The following is a 17,143-nucleotide window of genomic DNA, read 5'->3' as shown; positions in this document are numbered from 1 at the left end:
GTTCACGGCACCGCCGGGACGTTCACGAATCGATCTGCAACATTGCCTGGGAGGGGAAAATGTTGAACCACAAGCGCAGTGCGCTGAGTCTCGCGCTGGCCGTTGTGCTGGCGCCGACGCTGGCGTCGGCACAGTCCACGCAGAGCACCACCACGCCGGCCGGCACCGCCGCCACCAACCTGGATACGGTGCAGGTCACCGGTATCCGCCGCGGCATCGAGAGCGCGATCGCGGTCAAACAGGACGCCACCTCGGTGGTCGAGGCGATTTCCGCCGAAGACATCGGCAAGCTGCCCGACGTCAGCATCGCCGAATCCATCTCGCGCCTGCCCGGCCTGGCCGCCCAGCGCGTGGCCGGCCGTGCGCAGGTGATCAGCGTGCGCGGCCTGTCGCCGGACTTCGCCACCACCCTGCTCAATGGCCGTGAAGTGGTCAGCACCGGCGACAACCGCGGTGTCGAGTTCGACCAGTACCCGTCCGAGTTGGTCAACGGCGTGACCGTCTACAAGACCCCGGACGCGGCGCTGGTCGGCCAGGGCCTGTCGGGCACCATCGACATGCAGACCGCGCGCCCGCTCAGCTTCGGCGAGCGCGTGATCGCGGTCAGCGGCCGCTACCAGAAGAGTTCGCTGGGCCGCGCCGCCAACGTCGATCCGTACGGCAACCGCTTCAGCGCCAGCTACATCGACCAGTTCCTGGACAAGACCCTGGGCATTGCCATCGGCTACGCGCACAGCGACATGCCGATCCAGGAGAACCAGGTCGGCCTGTACGAACCGTGGACCACCGAACACACCGACAAGGGCGAGCGTCGCGGAATCGCGCCAGGCACCTACTTCACCGACGGCATCAAGGCACTGCGCCGTACCGGCAACAACAAGCGCGACGGCGTGATGGCCACGATCCAGTTCCGGCCGAACAACAGCTGGACCAGCACCTTCGATGCGTTCCACACCGAAGCCGAGCAGATTGACACCGCCAACCAGTTCGAGCTGAGCCTCAGTGGCAATGGCGAGGACACCAAGGATCCCAACGCGATCCTGCCTGTGTTCAGCAATGTCGGCCGCAATGCCGATGGCAGCTTCACCGGCGGCACGATCAACAATGCATATCCGCTGGTGCGCGGCATGTACAACAAGCGCAAGGACAAGATCGATGCGTTCGGCTGGAACAACGAATTCAACGTCGGTGGCGTGAAGCTGGTCGCCGACCTGAACTACTCCAAGGCGACCCGCCGCGAGATCAACCTGGAAAACAACCTGCAGCTGGTGCCGCGCCCGCAGTTCGACACGATCGGCCTGGTGGTGAACAACAACAGCTTCTCGCAGATCACGCCGGGGCGTGACTACTCCAATCCGGACAGCCTGTTCCTGACCAACACGATCTATGGTTCCGGCTACGGCAAGGTGCCGGAGGTGGAAGACCGCTTGAAGGGCGCCAAGCTGGCGGCGACGCTGCCGGTTCCCGAAGCCATGTCCAGCTGGTTCTCGGATGTGGACGTGGGCGTGAACTACGCCGACCGTCGCAAGCAGAAGGCCCAGGCCGAAGGCAGCATCCTGCTCGGCGCCCAAGGCGAATCCACCATCGCCCAGGACCTGCAGTACCGCCCGGTCAACCTCGGTTTCGCCGGCATCGGCTACATCCCGTCGTGGAACGTACCGGCCGCTGTGGGTCGTTACATGACCTTCAACCCGGTCGACAACCTGGACTACCTGATCCCCAAGTCGTGGACGGTCGAAGAGAAGATCACCACCGCCTGGGCGCGCCTGAACATCAACACCGACATCGGTGAAGTGGGCGTGCGCGGCAACATCGGCGTGCAGATGCAGCACACCGACCAGAGCTCGGATTCTCGCTACTGGGACAGCTCGCAGCCGGCTGGCAGCAACATCCAGCCCTTCTCTGCCGGCAAGACCTACAAGGATTGGCTGCCGAGCTTGAACCTGGCCTTCATGTTCCCGCACCAGCAGACGCTGCGCTTCGCCGCCGCCAAGCAGGTCGCGCGCCCGCGCGTGGACCAGATGCGCGCCGGCCTGGAGTTCGGCGTGGATACCGGCACCGGCCGGCCGGGTGGCAGTGGTGGCAATCCGCTGCTGGATCCGTGGCGCGCCACCGCGCTGGACCTGTCCTATGAGAAGTACTTCGGCGAGAAGGCCTACGTGGCTGCCGCGATCTTCTACAAGGACCTGAAGAGCTACGTCTATACCCAGTCGGTGGACAACTACGACTTCACCGCGCTGCTGGGCAACTACGTGCCGCCGCCGGGCATGACCGCACCGGTGCTGACCACCGGCACCTTCTCCACGCCGCAGAACGGCAAGGGCGGCACGTTGAAGGGGCTGGAGCTGACAGGGTCGTTCCCGCTGGAGATGCTGACCGACAGCCTGCGCGGCTTCGGCGTGCAGGCCAGCGCGACCTTCAACAAGAGCGACATCACCATCCTGGATCCGGAGAGCGCCTCCAGCGTGGGCAGTGACCCGATCAGCCTGCCGGGCCTGTCCAAGCGCGTCTACAACTTCACCGTCTACTACGAACGCAGTGGCTTTGAAGCACGCGTAAGCCAGCGCCGCCGTTCGGACTTCATCGGTGAGATCGGCAACTTCAACGGCAACCGCACACTGCGTTACGTAGTGGGCGAGAACGTGACCGATGCGCAGGTCAGCTACACCTTCAGCGACAGCAGCGCCCTGCGTGGCCTGACCCTGCTGCTGCAGGGCAGCAACCTGACCAACGAGCCGTACCGCACCTACGCCGGCAGCAAGGACCGCCCGCTGGAGTACATCGAATGGGGCCGCACTTACATGCTGGGCGTGAACTACAAGTTCTGAGGTAGCGCCGGGCCCTGCCCGGCAGCCGGACCCGGTAGTGCCGGCCGCTGGCCGGCAACAGAAACAGGGAGCAGGACCGGAAACCCGCTGCGCAGGCAGCGGGTTTTCCTTTGCGCGGATGCCGGCCGTTGGTCGCAAGGCCCACCCATAAAAAAGGGACGGGGCGCTTCGGCCCCGTCCCCGCAAGTACCGCCACCGGAGAAAACGGTCAGCTGCGTCGGGCGCAATACACCGCGCGCGGCGGCAGCTGGAGTTCATTGCCCTGCACCGTGCCCGCATCCGGGCCCGGTACCACCACCTGCTGCCAGTTGCCCGGCGGCAGCGGATGGCTCACCGCTTCGGCCGACAGGTTGAAGGCCAGCAGGAGGGTTTCATCTGCAAGCATACGCTCGAACAGCAGCACGGGCTCGGCGCTTTCAAGAAATCTGATGCTGCCGTGCAGGAGGGCCGGCTGGGTATGCCGCCAGGCCAGAAACGCGCGGAACGCCGCCAGGACCGAGTGCGGGTCGCGCTCCTGCACGCCCACCGCCGCCGCCCGGTGCTCGGCCGGGATCGGCAGCCAGGGCGTGCCGGAGGTAAAGCCAGCCAGCGGAGCGTCGGTCCACGGCAGCGGGGTACGGCAACCGTCGCGGCCCTTGAAATTCGGCCAGAAGGTGATGCCATACGGGTCCTGCAGCGCCTCGAACGGCACCTCGGCCTCGGCCAGGCCCAGCTCCTCGCCCTGGTACAGGCACACCGAGCCGCGCAGCGAGCACAGCATCGCCACCAGCATCCGTGCCAGGCGCGGATCGGCCGGATAGCCGCCCCAGCGGCTGACCGCGCGTTCCACATCGTGATTCGAAACCGCCCAGCACGGCCAGCCTTCGGTCATCGCCGCTTCCAGCCGGGAGACCGTGTCGCGGATGTAGGCCGCGCTGTAGTCGTCCACCAGCAGCTCGAAGCTGTAGCCCATGTGCAGGCGGCCGTCCTGGGTGTACTCGGCGGTGGTGGCCAGCGAGTCTTCCGACGAGATCTCGCCCAGGCTCACCGCGCCCGGATACTCATCCAGCAGCGCGCGCAGCTGCTCCAGGAATGGCAGGTTCTCCGGTTGGGTGTTGTTGTAGAAGTGGTACTGGTAGGCGTACGGGTTGTCCGGACTGAAGCCGCGGCCCACGCGCTTGTCCGCCGGCTTGGGCGGGTTATCGCGCAGCTGCGCGTCGTGGAAGCAGAAGTTGATCGCATCCAGGCGGAAGCCGTCCACGCCGCGGTCCAGCCAGAACCGCACATTGTCCAGGGTGGCCTGCTGCACATCCGGGTGATGGAAGTTCAGGTCCGGCTGGTCGACCAGAAAGTTGTGCAGGTAGTACTGCTCACGGCGCGGCTCCCACTGCCAGGCGCCGCCACCGAACAGCGACAGCCAGTTGTTGGGCGGGGTGCCGTCCTCGCGCGGGTCGGCCCAGACGTACCAGTCGGCCTTCGGATTGCTGCGGTCCTGGCGGCTCTCGCGGAACCAGGCGTGCTCGATCGAGGTATGGCTCAGCACCTGGTCGATCATCACCTTCAGGCCCAGGCCATGGGCCTTGGCCAACAGGCGGTCGAAGTCATCCAGGTTGCCGAACAACGGGTCGACGTCGCGGTAGTCGGCGATGTCGTAGCCGAAGTCGGCCATGGGGGACTTGAAGAACGGCGAGATCCAGATTGCGTCCACGCCCAGCGCGGCGATGTGGTCCAGGCGCTGGATGATGCCCGGCAGGTCGCCTACTCCATCACCGTTGGCATCGAGGTAGCTGCGCGGGTAGATCTGGTAGATGACGGCTCCGCGCCACCATGGATAGTGCGACATCGACAGCCCCCCTCCGGGCATGCGGGACCCGCCAGAAGCGGGCCGAAATCCTGTTCCGGCAAGCTTAGCGGCGGCCCCGCGGGCATGGCGCAACCTGCATACGTATTCACGCAGGCGGCAGCGTTTGCGGGGCCGGGAACGCCGGCCCGCCCGGTTTGCGCCCGAATTCACGGCCAGCGCCTATAATCGATGGTGAGCCTGAAAGCCTGATCGCATGACCATCACCGAAGACACCCGTCCCGCCCTGGGCCTGCCCCAGATCCAGTCGCTTGCCGCGGCCGACATGGCCGCCGTCGACGCCCTGATCCGGCGCCGGCTGTCCTCGGACGTCGTGCTGATCAACCAGATCGCCGACCACATCATTTCCGCCGGCGGCAAGCGCCTGCGCCCGATGCTGGTGATGCTGGCGGGTCACGCGGTCGGCCAGGCCGGTCCGGAGCACCACCAGCTGGCGGCGATCATCGAGTTCATCCATACCTCCACCCTGCTGCACGATGACGTGGTGGACGAATCCAGCCTGCGCCGTGGCCGCAGCACCGCCAACGCGCTGTGGGGCAACGCGCCCAGCGTGCTGGTCGGCGACTTCCTGTACTCGCGCAGCTTCCAGCTGATGGTCGAGCTGGAGCGCATGCCGGTGATGCAGATCCTGGCCGACGCCACCAACCGCATCGCCGAGGGTGAAGTGCTGCAGCTGCTGCACGTGCACAACCCGGACACCGACGAAGCCGCCTACCTGCGTGTGATCGAGCGCAAGACCGCGGTGCTGTTCGCCGCCGGCACCCGCCTGGGTGCGCTGGCCAGCGGCGTGGACGAAGCCACCCAGCAGGCCCTGTTCGACTACGGCATGCACCTGGGCTACGCGTTCCAGATCGCCGACGACGTGCTGGACTACTCGGCCAATGCCGAGGAACTGGGCAAGAACCTGGGCGACGACCTCGCCGAGGGCAAGGCCACGCTGCCGCTGATCCACGCGATGGCCCACTCCGACGACGCCACCCGCGAGCGCCTGCGCACCATCGTGCAGGACGGCGACGCTTCGGCGATGCCGGAAGTACTGGCCGCGATCCGCGCCACTGGCGGCCTGGAGTACAGCCGCGCGCGTGCGGAGGAATATGCCGAAGCCGCCGAGCGCGCGCTCGATGGCCTGGGCGACAACGATGCCGTGGCGGCCCTGCGTGGCCTGGCGCGTTACGCGGTGCAGCGCTCGCATTGATGGGTTGAGGTGTGCCGACCAACGGTCGGCACCTACCAAACCGGCATTCCGGTGGGTGCCGACCGTTGGTCGGCACTGAAACGGTCGCATTGACCGCATCTGGTAGTGCCGGCCGCTGGCCGGCATTGAAGCATCGGTGGGTGCCGACCGTTGGTCGGCACTGACGCATCGGTAGTGCCGGCCGCTGGCCGGCATTCCCGATGACATCCGCAGCATCATGAGGTTGCCGGCCAGCGGCCGGCACTACCGCTGCACGAATCAACGTTTCTCGAAGCGCTCCTCGAAGAACTCATCCAGCGCCTTCCACGCGCGCTTGGCCGCCCGCTCGTTGTACTGGCACCCCGGCGGACTGTTGGCATCGCGCTCGGCAAAGCAGTGCACCGCACCACTGTAGTTGGTGAACTCCCAATCGACCTTGGCCGCGTTCATTTCCTTCTGGAAACCGGCGATGTCCTCGGCGGTCACGCTCTTGTCGTCGGCGCCATTGAGCACCAGCACCGACGGATGGCTGCCACCGGCCTGCGCCGGCAACGGCGAGCCCAATCCACCGTGCAGGCTCACCACACCGGCCAGCGGCGCACCGGCCCGGGCCAGCTCCAGCACCGTGGTGCCGCCAAAACAGAAGCCCACCGCGCCGATCCGGCTGGCATCCAGCGGCACCTTGCCGGCCTGCGCCTTGAGCACGTTCACCGCCTCCAGCGCGCGGGCACGCAGCAACGGCCGGTCGTTGCGCAGCTTGGTGGCCACTGGCCCGGCCTCGGCATCGGTCTTCGGCCGCACGCCCTTGCCGTACACATCGGCGACCAGCACTACGTAATCGTCGCCGGCCAGCTGCTTGGCCTTCTCGATGGCCGATTCGTTCACGCCCTTCCAGTTCGGCACCATCACCAGGCCCGGGCGCTTGTCATGCTCGCCGTCGTCATAGACCAGCACGCCGCTGAAGGTCGTGCCCTGGTGTTTCCACTCCACCGGCTGCGTCTTCATCGCCGCCCACGCCGGCATCGCCGCCAGCCCCAGCACCATCACCACACCGCATCGCCAACGGTTCATGTGCCTGCTCCAGAAAAAGGGGACGGAGGGGATTAAGCCGCATTCGCCCCTCCCGCGTCGCATTCTGCATTGGCGGCGTGACGCAGGTGTGGTTGAGGTTACAGGCCACCGCTTCAGCGGCACTCCTTCTCTTCGTAGAGGGCATGAAGAAATTCAGCGAATGAGCTGAAAATGGTCTCCTGCTCCTTCTCCCCCGGCAACCAGAGAAAGACCTCTTCAGGCATACCGGGCTTTCCGGACAACAAGAAAACATTCCCGCAATCGTCGTAAGCGAAGGGAACCAACCCCTCCAGCGCCGGGTTGCCTCTCACCAGCGATTGGTAGACAGCGTCAATCGTCGCATCACCGTAGCGGATCGAAAGAAAGCTATTCAGCAGAAGTGGATTCGCCTCGTCCGGACGAATATCCGGATATCCGCCGTTGTTCATCAGGTAAAAGTCCGAGAACTCATCGGAGAGCCTCAAACCTGTACTTTTTGAGAAGTCGCAGAGGTCTTCACGGGTAAGCCGTTGCTCCTGCCCTATGAGTTTCATGCTTCGCCTCTTCACATTCTGAAAACTCTACGGATTGTCGGCGATCCCGCCGGACAAAACGCACTGGACTACACTACCAGCAAGGCGCGGCTTTGATTGAAATCTTGTGCCCTTTGCTCATCAACCTTGCGAACTGAATGAACCTTGTTGACCGCTTTCTGTCTGGCCTGATCCCGCGTTTGCCTGCCGAGGATGCCCCGCAGTGGGCACATGTCCAGGGCGCCAGCGCCGAAGACCTGCAGCGCCTGCGTGTGCAGTGGCCGCAGGTGCCGGACAGCCTGGTGGAACTGCTGTCCCGCGTGGATGGCACCCACTTCCGCGAGTACCCCGGCGGCGAGGTCTGCGTGCTGATGCTGGGTTCAGATGTGGGCGATTACCCGTACTACCTGCGCTCGGTCGCGCAGATCTTCGAGGACCAGCAGCAGTGGGACGACAGCATCCGCTCCATCTACGAGGAATGGCTGGACGACGAGCCGGAGATCCTGGGTGAAGGCATCGACGCCGATCTGCCGATGAACCGCCGCCTGTGCTTCTCGCACTGCATGAACAACGGCGGCACGTCGATGCTGTACCTGGATTTCGACCCGGCGCCGGGCGGCACGGTCGGTCAGGTGGTGCGCTACCTGCACGATCCGGACAGCTATGCGGTGATCGCACGCAGCTTCGACGCGTACCTGCAACAGATGATTGATCGCGATTACGCGTTCATCGACCAGGAGCAGTAGATCCACGCCGCGCGTGGATGGGTGTACGGGATCCCGCTGGGGTCAGAGCCCTTTCCTGCGGAAAGGGATCCGACCCCGGGCAGGTGGATCAGGCGATGCCCAACCCCGGAATCGCGCTGATGCTGTCCGGGTCGAACCCGGCCAGCTCGGCGAAATGGCGGCCACGGGCCACGTAATCGCGGTAGGCACCAAAGCTCGGCGCCCCCGGCGACAGCAGCACCACACCACCCTGCGTACCCAGCGCCGCGCGTGCAAGCGCCATCGCCTCTGGCAGATCACCTGCAGCGTGCAGACCGAAGCGACCGGCATCGGCCAACGGCTGCAGCATCGCGTGGATGCGTGGGCCGTTGCTGCCCATGGTCACGATCTCCACCGGCGGCACATCGTGCGCCATGTGCTGCATGAAATCGGTCCAGTCCAGGCCACGATCATGGCCGCCCACCAGCAACGCGATGCGCTGCCCGGCAAAGCACTCCAGCGCGGCCAGGCTGGCGTGCGGCGTGGTGCTGATCGAATCGTTGATGTAGGTCAGGCCATCGGCCATGCCGATGCGCTGCAGGCGGTTCGGCAACGGACGGAAATCCTGCACCGCCGGTGCCAGCGCCACCGCATGAAGCCCCAGCGCTTCCAGCGCGGCCAGCACCGCGCACAGGTTGCCGCGGTTGTGGCGGCCCGGCAGCGGGGTGTTGCGGGTGTCGAACACGGCCTGCTCACCGCGATGCACGATGTCACCGCGCATGTGCCAGCCCTGCGGCTGGTTGAACCAGACCACTTCGCTGTCGGGCAGCGACAGCGCGGCCAGGTGCGGATCGGCAGCGTTGAGCACAGCGATGCGCGGCGCGGCTTCAGTCACCAGCCGCAGCTTGTCTTCGATGTAACGCTGTTCGCTGCCGTGCCAGTCCAGGTGTTCCGGGAACAGGTTCAGCACCACCGCCACCTGCGGGCGGGCGCCACTGCGCGCCACTTCGCCGGTCTGGTAGCTGGACAGTTCCACCGCCCAGTACTCCGGCGCGGGCTGCGGGTCCAGCACTTCCAGCAGCGGCAGGCCGATGTTGCCGACCAGGCCGGTACGGTGGCCGGCGGCACGCAGCAGGTGCGCGACCAGCGCGGTGGTGGTGCTCTTGCCCTTGGTACCGGTCACGCACACGGTGTCGTGCACGATGCCATCGTCGGCCGCGTGTTCGGCGAACCACAGCGCGGTGCCACCAATGAAGCGGGTGCCCTGCCCTTCCGCCGCCAGCGCGATTGGCTGGTAGGGGCTGATGCCGGGAGACTTGATCACCACGTCAAACGCGGCCAACGCTTCAGCGGAAGGCTCGCCACGCACGTCCAGGGCGCCCTGTGTTTCAACGCGTGCGGCCTCGACTTCGGCCGCCGGGCAGAAAAGGCTCAGCGGCAGCGTGGGCAGGCGCTCACGCAGTACCGCAAACGCGGCGCGGCCCTCACGGCCCCAGCCCCACAGCGCAACGCGCTTTCCTTCAAGCTTCGAAATCTTCACGCACCCGTTCCCACAGCGCAGCCGGAACCCGGTGCTCGCCCTGCAGCTGCAGCAGCGGTGCCAGTTCCAGTTCGGCGGCATCCAGCTGCGGCTGGATCTCGTTGCAGAAGCGCTTCACCAGCACGTCTTCCTTCCACTCCGGGCGCTGCGCCAGGGTCGCCATCGCCGCACGCGATTCGCGGCCTTCGCCCACGCACTCGAACGGCTTGTGGTCCTGGAATTCCAGCAGCGCATCGAAGCCACCGGCCTGCTCGGCATCGTCCAGCAGGTTGCGGCCGAAGATGCGCACCAGGCGCGTCTTGGGCATGAACGGGGCCAGCGCCAGGAACACGAAATGGCACTTCGGGCAGACGCCGCACCAGCGGTTCACCGGGCGCTCGCCGAGGATGTGGAAGTTGCGGTTGCAGCTGGAGAAGTGCGCGTCGTAGAAATCAGTCTTGGCGAACTGGCGGGCCACCGCCAGCTCGGACATCGGGCGCAGCAGCGAGTAGTACTGCAGGTCCGCCGCCACGTGCGCCTGCACATGGCTGCCGAAGGCCTGCTCGAACGCCCAGCCCTTCGACCACTGGTGGTTCACTTCGCCGGTGCCCGGAATCTGGCTGCCGTAGCTGGCCGAACGCTCATTGGAGAACACCACCTGGTCCACGCCCTGCAGCAACGCGGCCAGCACCATGATCGCCGAGTTCACCGCGGTGACCGGGATATGGCCGTTCCAGGCGCCCTGGCGGTTGAGCTCGAACAGTTCCGGCGCCAGCGCGCGGCCCAGGTTCAGCGTCGGCAGGCCGGTACGCTCGGCACAGGCGCGGATCAGCTGCGAACCACCAATCCAGGTCACCGTTTCGTCCACGCCGGCACGGCGCAGCGCTTCGATGCTGACCAGCGAATCCTTGCCGCCACCGATGGCCACCAGCGCGTGCGCCTGCAGGCCCAGCACCGGCGCCTGCACCGCCTCGCCCTGCACCGGCAGGCGGAAGCGCCCGCGCAGGTTCAGGCCGTTGCGGTAGGCGAATTCGCCCAGGCCGTTGAGGTAGACCGCCTCCACCATCGCAGCGGTATCGGCGTCGATGGCATAAGTGTCGATGCTGACCGTCTCCGGCACGCCTGCCTTGTAGTAGCTGACACCGGCAATCAAGTGCAGCAGCTGCAGCGCACGCTGCACCGCGGCGGCGCGCGCCTCGTCCAGCACGAACGGGGCGCCCGGCACGGTGATGGTTTCCACCATCTCCGGGCCGTCATCGAAGGCGTAGACCAGCTTGGCCACGCCGGTCTCCGCAGCGAATTCGCAGCGGACGAAGCGGAAGCGGGAAACCTGGTGTTTGTCGAAAGCAGTCATGGTGTATCCGGTCAGGCACGGGCCCGCGCAGCTGCGCGGGGCGTGTCGGTGGGCGGGTGCAGGGCGCGGGTGGTGATCACTCGATCACGTCTTCGCGCGGCAGCATCCGCTGGTTGTAGGTGTTGGCCATCGAATAGCCGTAGGCGCCGGCATCGGCGATCAGCATCACGTCGTCCGGCGCGGTCGACACCGGCAGCTTGCGGCGCTTGCCGAACACATCGCTGGATTCGCAGATCGGGCCGACCACATCGAATGCGGCCTCAGCGTAGCCACCCTGGCGGCTGAGGTTCTCGATGTCGTGCCAGGCGTCGTACAGGGCCGGGCGCATCAATGCATTCATGCCGGCATCCAGGCCGACGCGGCGCACGCCGTCCTTTTCCACCACCTGGGTGGCGTGGGTCAGCAGCACGCCGGATTCGGCTACCAGGTAGCGGCCCGGCTCGATCGCCAGGCGGAACGCCGGATGCAGCGCCTTGACCTCGGCCAGGCCCTCGGCCCAGGCATCCAGGTCGAACGGCTCGTCCTCGGCGGAATACGGAATCGGCAGGCCGCCGCCGATGTCGATGGTCTGCACGCTGCCGATGCGGCGGGCGAAACCGGCCAGTTCATCGCACATCAGGCGCCAGTGCTGCGCGGTCTCTACACCGCTGCCGAGGTGCGCATGCAGGCCGACTACGCGGCTGCCCAGATCGGTGGCCGCGCGCACGAATTCGTCGACGCGGGCGATCGGCAGGCCGAACTTGGAGTCCTTGCCGCCGGTACGGACCTTGGCATGATGGCCTTCGCCCCGGCCCAGGTCGACGCGCAGCCACAGCTCGCGGTTGCGGAACAGGTCCGGCCAGCGCTGCAGTGCCTCGACGTTGTCGACCGTCACGGTCACGCCCAGCGCGAATGCGGCTTCGTACTCGCTGCGCGGGCAGAAGCTGGGAGTGAACAGCACGCGCTTGGGCGACAGTTCCGGCAGGTGCTGGAACACATGCTTCAGTTCGCCATGCGACACGCACTCCAGGCCGAAGCCTTCGGCTTCCAGCAGCTGCAGGATGGCGGGGTGGCTGTTGGCCTTGATCGCGTAGTAGCGCTGGTCGATCGGCTTGATCGCGGCCAGCGCGCGGGCGCGGGCGCGCACGGTCGGCAGGTGGTAGACGTAGCGCGGCGTACCGGCATCGGCCAGCTGCAGCAGGTGCGCACGCTGGCCCCGCCACCACGGCGTGCCACGCGGGCGCACGGTGCCGGCAATCTCGCGCCAGCGCGGGCCGAACACTTCGGTCTCTTCCACCGGCATCGCGCCGCTGTCGATCAGCTCGGCATGCAGGATCGGCAACAGGCCGTCAGCATCGGCCTCGTCGATGACGAAGGTCAGGTTCAGGTCGTTGGACGACTGCGAGATCATGTGCACGCGCTCGCGGCCGAAGGTGGCCCACACATCCGACAGCTTGTGCAGCAGCGAACGCATGCCACGGCCAACCAGGGTGATCGCCGCGCACGGCACGATCACCTTCACCTTGCAGATCTGCGACAGGTCGGCCGACAGCGCGGCCAGCACATCGGTGTTGACCAGGTTCTCGGACGGGTCCAGCGACACGGTGACGTTGGTCTCGGCCGAACCGATCAGGTCCACCGACAGGCCATGCTTCTTGAACAGGTTGAACACATCGGCCAGGAAGCCGACCTGCTGCCACATGCCGATGCCTTCCATCGACACCAGCACGATGCCGTTGCGGCGGCTGATCGCCTTCACCCCTGGTACCGGCGCGGCGCTGCCATCGATGCTGGTGCCGGGCAGTTCCGGGCGCTCGGTATCGAGGATGGCCATCGGTACGCCGGCATCGCGGCACGGCTTGATCGAGCGCGGGTGCAGCACCTTGGCGCCGGTGGTGGCGATTTCCTGCGCCTCGTAATAGTCCAGGCGGGTCAGCAGGCGCGCGTCCGGCACATCCTTCGGATTGGCACTGAACATGCCCGGCACATCGGTCCAGATCTCCACGCGGCTGGCACCGAGCAGCGCACCGAAGTACGCCGCCGAGGTATCCGAGCCACCGCGGCCGAGGATGGCGGTACCGCCATCGGCGTGCCGCGAGATGAAGCCCTGGGTGATCAGCAGGCGGGTCGGCTGCGCACGGAAGCGCTGCATCCATTCCGCGTCGGCACGCCACTGGCAGTTCACCGACAGGCGCTGCGACCAGTCGCTCTGGTTCGGCTGCGGTGGCATCGCGTCCAGCCACTGGCGGGCATCCATCCAGCCCATGTCCAGGCCCAACGCGCGCAGGTAGGCCGCACCCAGGGTGGAGGACAGCAGCTCGCCCTGGCCCAGCACTTCGGCCTGCCAGTCGAGCGGACGGGTGGCTGCACGCGCGTCGTCGAGCAGGCCCTGCAGCGCGGCGAGGCGATCGGCCAGCACCTCGCGGCCCAGGCCGAGTTCAACCAGGAAGGCCTCGTGGCGTTCGACCAGCGCTGCCACGCGGTCCCGGCTGTCGGGCGCGCCATCGGCGATCGCGGTCAGTTCGTTGGTGACCCCGGACAGCGCCGACACCACCACCAGCACGCGCGAGCCGGTCTCTTCCGCGCGTTTTTTCGCCAGCTTCCCGATCGTGTCCCAGCGGTGACGACGCGACACCGAGGTGCCGCCGAACTTCAGTACGATCCAACGATCGACAAGGGGGGAAGCTGACATGGATTGGCTATGTAGAATGTGGGGAAGCCGCCCTCGGGGGCGGAACCTTTGATTCTAAGCGCAATATCCCCGTAGATGGCCGTCCTCCGTTACCTGCAGCTCGATGTCTTCGCCCCCCGCCCCGGCACCGGCAACCCGCTGGGCGTCATCCTGGACGCCGACGGGCTCTCCAGCAGCCAGATGCAGGCCCTGGCCGCCTGGCTGAACCTGTCCGAGACGGTGTTCTTCCTGCGCCCCAGCGCGCCGGGCGCCGACTACCACATCCGCATCTTCACCCCGACCCGCGAGCTGGCCTTCGCCGGCCACCCCAGCGTCGGCGCCGCCTGGGCGGCGGTGACCTGCGGCCTGGCGCACCCGCACGACCGTGCCCTGCTGCAGCAATGCGCGGCGGGGTTGCTGCCGGTACGGGTGAGCGGCCCGGCCGAGGCACTGCAGATCCAGCTGGCCAGCCCACCGGCGCGGCGGCTGGACACAGCGGCCGACGGAGCGCCCGAAGCGCTGCTGGCGCTGGCCGACAGCGGGCACGTGCCCGAACTGTGGGACAACGGCGCACGCTGGTGGCTGTTGCCGCTGCGCGATGCCGCCGCCGTACGCAACCTTGTGCCGGACATGGCCACGCTGGCCGACTGGAGCCTCGCCACCGACGCGACCGGTGTGGCCGTGTTCGCCGACGAGGCCGGCGACGACCATACCCGGGTGGTGCGCGCCTTCTGCCCGGCTGATGCAGCCGCCGTGCCCGAGGATCCAGTGACCGGCAGCGCCAATGCGCTGATCGGTGCCTGGCTGCGCCAGCGCGATGCCCTGCCCGGCCGCGAGGGCCGCTACGTCGCCAGCCAGGGCCGCGAAGTCGGCCGCGATGGTCGCGTACAGGTCGAGGTTGATGCGCAGGGCACGGTGTGGATCGGCGGCCAGGTGCAGTGCGTGATCGACGGCAGCATCCGCTGGTAGCTCACGGGAAAAAGGGGACGGAGGGAAATAAGTCGCTTATGGCACATGAGGCAAAAGCGACTTAATTCCCTCCGTCCCCTTTTTGGTGCCCCGCGCTACGCTATGCGGCCTGTTTACTGGAGTGCCGCCTGATGACCACCCGCCGTTTCCTGCAGCTGGACGTGTTCTCCCCGCGCGCCGGCGCTGGCAATCCGCTGGCCGTGGTACTCGATGCCGAGGGCCTGGACGACGCCAGCATGCAGGCCATCGCGCGCTGGACGCGCCTGCCCGAAACCACCTTCGTGTTCCCGCCGCAGGTGCCGGGCGCCAGCTATCGATTGCGCATGTTCAGCCCGCAGAAGGAAGTACCGTTCGCCGGCCATCCCAGCGTCGGTACCGCGCACGCGGTGCTGCAGGCGGGCCTGGCCGCAGCGGTCGACGGCGTGCTGGTGCAGGACGGCATTGCCGGCGCGCTGCCGCTGCGCGTCAGCGGTGAGGGTACGCAGCAGCGCATCGCCATCCGCACCCCGCGCGCGCAGCTGGCCGAGACTGCCGAGGCCACCGATCCTCGCCTGCAGGCCGCGCTGAAGGGCTGGCCGCAGGGCACACTGCCGCCGGCACGCATGCAGGGTGGCCGCAGCTGGTGGGTGGTGCAGGTGGCCGACGAGGCCGCATTGCGCGCGCTGCAGCCAGACTGGGATGCAGTGGCCGCACTGGCTGAATCCACCGACAGCATGGGCGTGTTCGCCTATGCCTTCAGCGATGGCAGCGAGGGTTTCGACCTGGCCGTACGTGCCTTCGTCGGCAATGGACGCCGCTTCGAGGACGCCGCCTCGGGTGCGGCCAATGCGGTGCTGGCCGCGTGGCTGGACCTGCGTGACGCGCTGCCGCGTGGACGGACGCCGTTTGAAGTCAGCCAGGGCCGCGAAGTCGGCCATGACGCGCGCCTGACCCTGCTGGTCGACCAGGACGGCGAGGTCTGGTCGGGCGGCCAGGTGCAGACGGTGATCAGCGGCACCATCGATTGGTAAACACCATCGAGGTGGAGCCGAAGGCAGCGGCAGGAGCCGCTGCCAACGTCGGACGCGACGGCCCGGAGGGTGGCGGCCAGGAAGGCCGCCATAACGCTGGCCGGCTGTTACCTGGACCTCGACATCATGCGGTTGCCGGCCAGCGGCCGGCACTACCCTCACCCCAGCTCGGCTTCCAGGCTGATCGGCACCGCGCTCAGCGCCTTGGACACTGGGCAGTTCTGCTTGGCGTCATCGGCAATCGCACGGAACTGCGTCGCGTCGATACCCGGCACCACTGCCTTCACCTTCAGCCGGATCTGCGACAGCTGCGGGCCGCCCTCCAATGACAGATCTACCTTGGCTTCGGTATCCAGCGAGGTCGGGGTAAAGCCGGCTTCGCCGAGCTTGGCCGACAGCGCCATGGTGAAGCAACCGGCGTGCGCAGCAGCGATGAGCTCTTCCGGATTGGTGCCCTTTTCGTCGCCGAAACGGCTGTTGAAGCCGTAGCGTGTCTTGTCCAGCAGCCCGCTCTGCGGCGTGCTCAATTGCCCCTTGCCCGACTTCAGATCGCCTTCCCAGTGCGCGGTGGCGTGTCGCGAGATTCCCATGTGCAGCTCCTGCGTGACGGTGATGAACGGTCACACTCGCACGGGAGGCGTTAGCCCTGCGTCGCTCCGCCGCACGCCGCAGGTCGCCTTCAGAACCCGGCGCGTGGACACTTTCTCACCAGCAGGAAACGCATTTTTCTCTTGTTTTCAGTGGTTTCGCGCATTCCGCCGATGGGCGGGCGTGGGCCGTCGCGCGCGTTGCCACACCCCCTTCCCCCACGGCGCGCCATGTACTGAATCGGCCTGGATATGAAAAAACATGCACTTTCCGCGCTTCGGGCTATTGGCGGCGCCCAAGAGTTGCCCTACATTGCGCTTGCCGACGGGGTTCGGCGCCGACCAAACAACCAACCGTTCACGGAACAGGAAACCATGGCAAAGACCGCTAAGAAGGCTGCCCCGAAGAAGGCAGTGAAGAAAGTCGCGACGAAGGCAGCCGCCAAGCCGGCCGCTCCGAAGCCGATCAAGGAAGTGCTGACCAAGTCCGGCCTGGTTGCACACATCGCTGAAGCCTCCGGCGTCGTCGCCAAGGACGTCCGCGCTGTGCTGGCCTCGCTGGAAAGCGCCGTTGCCTCCTCGGTGCACAAGAAGGGCGCTGGCTCCTTCACCCTGCCGGGCCTGCTGAAGATCACCACCGTCAATGTGCCGGCCAAGCCGAAGCGCAAGGGCATCAACCCGTTCACCAAGGAAGAGCAGTGGTTCGCTGCCAAGCCGGCCACCACCAAGCTGAAGGTGCGTCCGCTGAAGAAGCTGAAGGACGCCGCGCTGTAAGCGCGCGCCCCAACGCGGATTCCGACGGGACGGCTCTGGCCGTCCCGTTTTCTTTTGCACGTTCCCGGCAGCAGGTCCACGCCACGCGTGGATGCGCCGCCCCGGGGCATCCGCAACACAGCGTTGCCGCATACTGGAAAATCCCCGTTCA

At 66.8% G+C, this 17,143-nt stretch carries 13 protein-coding genes; 6 read left to right on the top strand and 7 right to left on the bottom strand.

Annotated elements, in window-relative coordinates; genetic code table 11:
- The first annotated feature begins 59 nt into the window (after positions 1 to 59).
- Complete coding sequence (locus AC5P9P_RS01440; protein WP_049403333.1) at positions 60 to 2,828, top strand: TonB-dependent receptor; 2,769 nt, start codon at positions 60 to 62, stop codon at positions 2,826 to 2,828.
- Positions 2,829 to 3,036: 208 nt separating this feature from the next.
- On the opposite strand, the gene AC5P9P_RS01435 is transcribed toward AC5P9P_RS01440, so the two are convergent.
- Positions 3,037 to 4,650 (bottom strand): alpha-glucosidase family protein, encoded by a 1,614-nt coding sequence (locus AC5P9P_RS01435; protein WP_049403252.1) that lies wholly within the window; start codon positions 4,648 to 4,650, stop codon positions 3,037 to 3,039.
- Between the two features lie 214 nt (positions 4,651 to 4,864).
- Here AC5P9P_RS01435 and AC5P9P_RS01430 point away from each other — a divergent pair, with 214 nt between their 5' ends.
- A complete protein-coding gene (locus tag AC5P9P_RS01430) occupies positions 4,865 to 5,863 on the top strand; it encodes a polyprenyl synthetase family protein (RefSeq protein ID WP_005408451.1) in 999 nt (332 codons plus the stop codon).
- A gap of 258 nt (positions 5,864 to 6,121) precedes the next feature.
- Here the strand turns inward: AC5P9P_RS01430 and AC5P9P_RS01425 are convergent, their stop codons facing one another.
- Positions 6,122 to 6,913: a dienelactone hydrolase family protein gene (locus AC5P9P_RS01425; protein WP_049403253.1), complete on the bottom strand. Its 792-nt coding sequence runs from the start codon at positions 6,911 to 6,913 to the stop codon at positions 6,122 to 6,124.
- A gap of 113 nt (positions 6,914 to 7,026) precedes the next feature.
- Positions 7,027 to 7,446 (bottom strand): SMI1/KNR4 family protein, encoded by a 420-nt coding sequence (locus AC5P9P_RS01420; protein WP_049403254.1) that lies wholly within the window; start codon positions 7,444 to 7,446, stop codon positions 7,027 to 7,029.
- 137 nt (positions 7,447 to 7,583) lie between these two features.
- Here AC5P9P_RS01420 and AC5P9P_RS01415 point away from each other — a divergent pair, with 137 nt between their 5' ends.
- Entirely contained in the window at positions 7,584 to 8,171 is a 588-nt protein-coding gene (locus AC5P9P_RS01415) for an SMI1/KNR4 family protein (RefSeq protein WP_049403255.1), read from the top strand.
- An 88-nt stretch (positions 8,172 to 8,259) separates the two neighbouring features.
- Here AC5P9P_RS01415 and murD read toward each other — a convergent pair whose 3' ends face one another.
- From murD to AC5P9P_RS01400, 3 genes are all read right to left on the bottom strand, one after another.
- On the bottom strand, positions 8,260 to 9,669 hold the full coding sequence (gene murD, locus AC5P9P_RS01410; protein WP_049403256.1) for a UDP-N-acetylmuramoyl-L-alanine--D-glutamate ligase: 1,410 nt from the start codon (positions 9,667 to 9,669) through the stop codon (positions 8,260 to 8,262).
- Complete coding sequence (gene murL / locus AC5P9P_RS01405) at positions 9,650 to 11,002, bottom strand: UDP-N-acetyl-alpha-D-muramoyl-L-alanyl-L-glutamate epimerase (RefSeq protein WP_174842164.1); 1,353 nt, start codon at positions 11,000 to 11,002, stop codon at positions 9,650 to 9,652. Before murL ends, murD begins: the two co-directional genes overlap by 20 nt.
- Positions 11,003 to 11,078: 76 nt before the next feature.
- Complete coding sequence (locus tag AC5P9P_RS01400; protein ID WP_174842163.1) at positions 11,079 to 13,673, bottom strand: bifunctional aspartate kinase/diaminopimelate decarboxylase; 2,595 nt, start codon at positions 13,671 to 13,673, stop codon at positions 11,079 to 11,081.
- Between the two features lie 75 nt (positions 13,674 to 13,748).
- Between AC5P9P_RS01400 and AC5P9P_RS01395 the strand changes: the two genes are divergently transcribed.
- Both AC5P9P_RS01395 and AC5P9P_RS01390 read left to right on the top strand, forming a co-directional pair.
- Positions 13,749 to 14,621, top strand: a complete 873-nt coding sequence (locus AC5P9P_RS01395) for a PhzF family phenazine biosynthesis protein (RefSeq protein WP_111188181.1) — start codon at positions 13,749 to 13,751, stop codon at positions 14,619 to 14,621.
- A gap of 131 nt (positions 14,622 to 14,752) precedes the next feature.
- Positions 14,753 to 15,631, top strand: a complete 879-nt coding sequence (locus AC5P9P_RS01390; RefSeq protein ID WP_174842162.1) for a PhzF family phenazine biosynthesis protein — start codon at positions 14,753 to 14,755, stop codon at positions 15,629 to 15,631.
- 158 nt (positions 15,632 to 15,789) lie between these two features.
- Here AC5P9P_RS01390 and AC5P9P_RS01385 read toward each other — a convergent pair whose 3' ends face one another.
- Positions 15,790 to 16,221, bottom strand: a complete 432-nt coding sequence (locus AC5P9P_RS01385) for an OsmC family protein (protein WP_005408443.1) — start codon at positions 16,219 to 16,221, stop codon at positions 15,790 to 15,792.
- A 372-nt stretch (positions 16,222 to 16,593) separates the two neighbouring features.
- Here AC5P9P_RS01385 and AC5P9P_RS01380 point away from each other — a divergent pair, with 372 nt between their 5' ends.
- Positions 16,594 to 16,992 (top strand): HU family DNA-binding protein, encoded by a 399-nt coding sequence (locus tag AC5P9P_RS01380; protein ID WP_005408442.1) that lies wholly within the window; start codon positions 16,594 to 16,596, stop codon positions 16,990 to 16,992.
- The last annotated feature ends 151 nt before the right edge of the window (positions 16,993 to 17,143 follow it).

The organism is Stenotrophomonas sp. YJH_SMC_14-1 (assembly GCF_059372275.1).
This window is presented reverse-complemented; position numbering and strand designations above follow the sequence as displayed.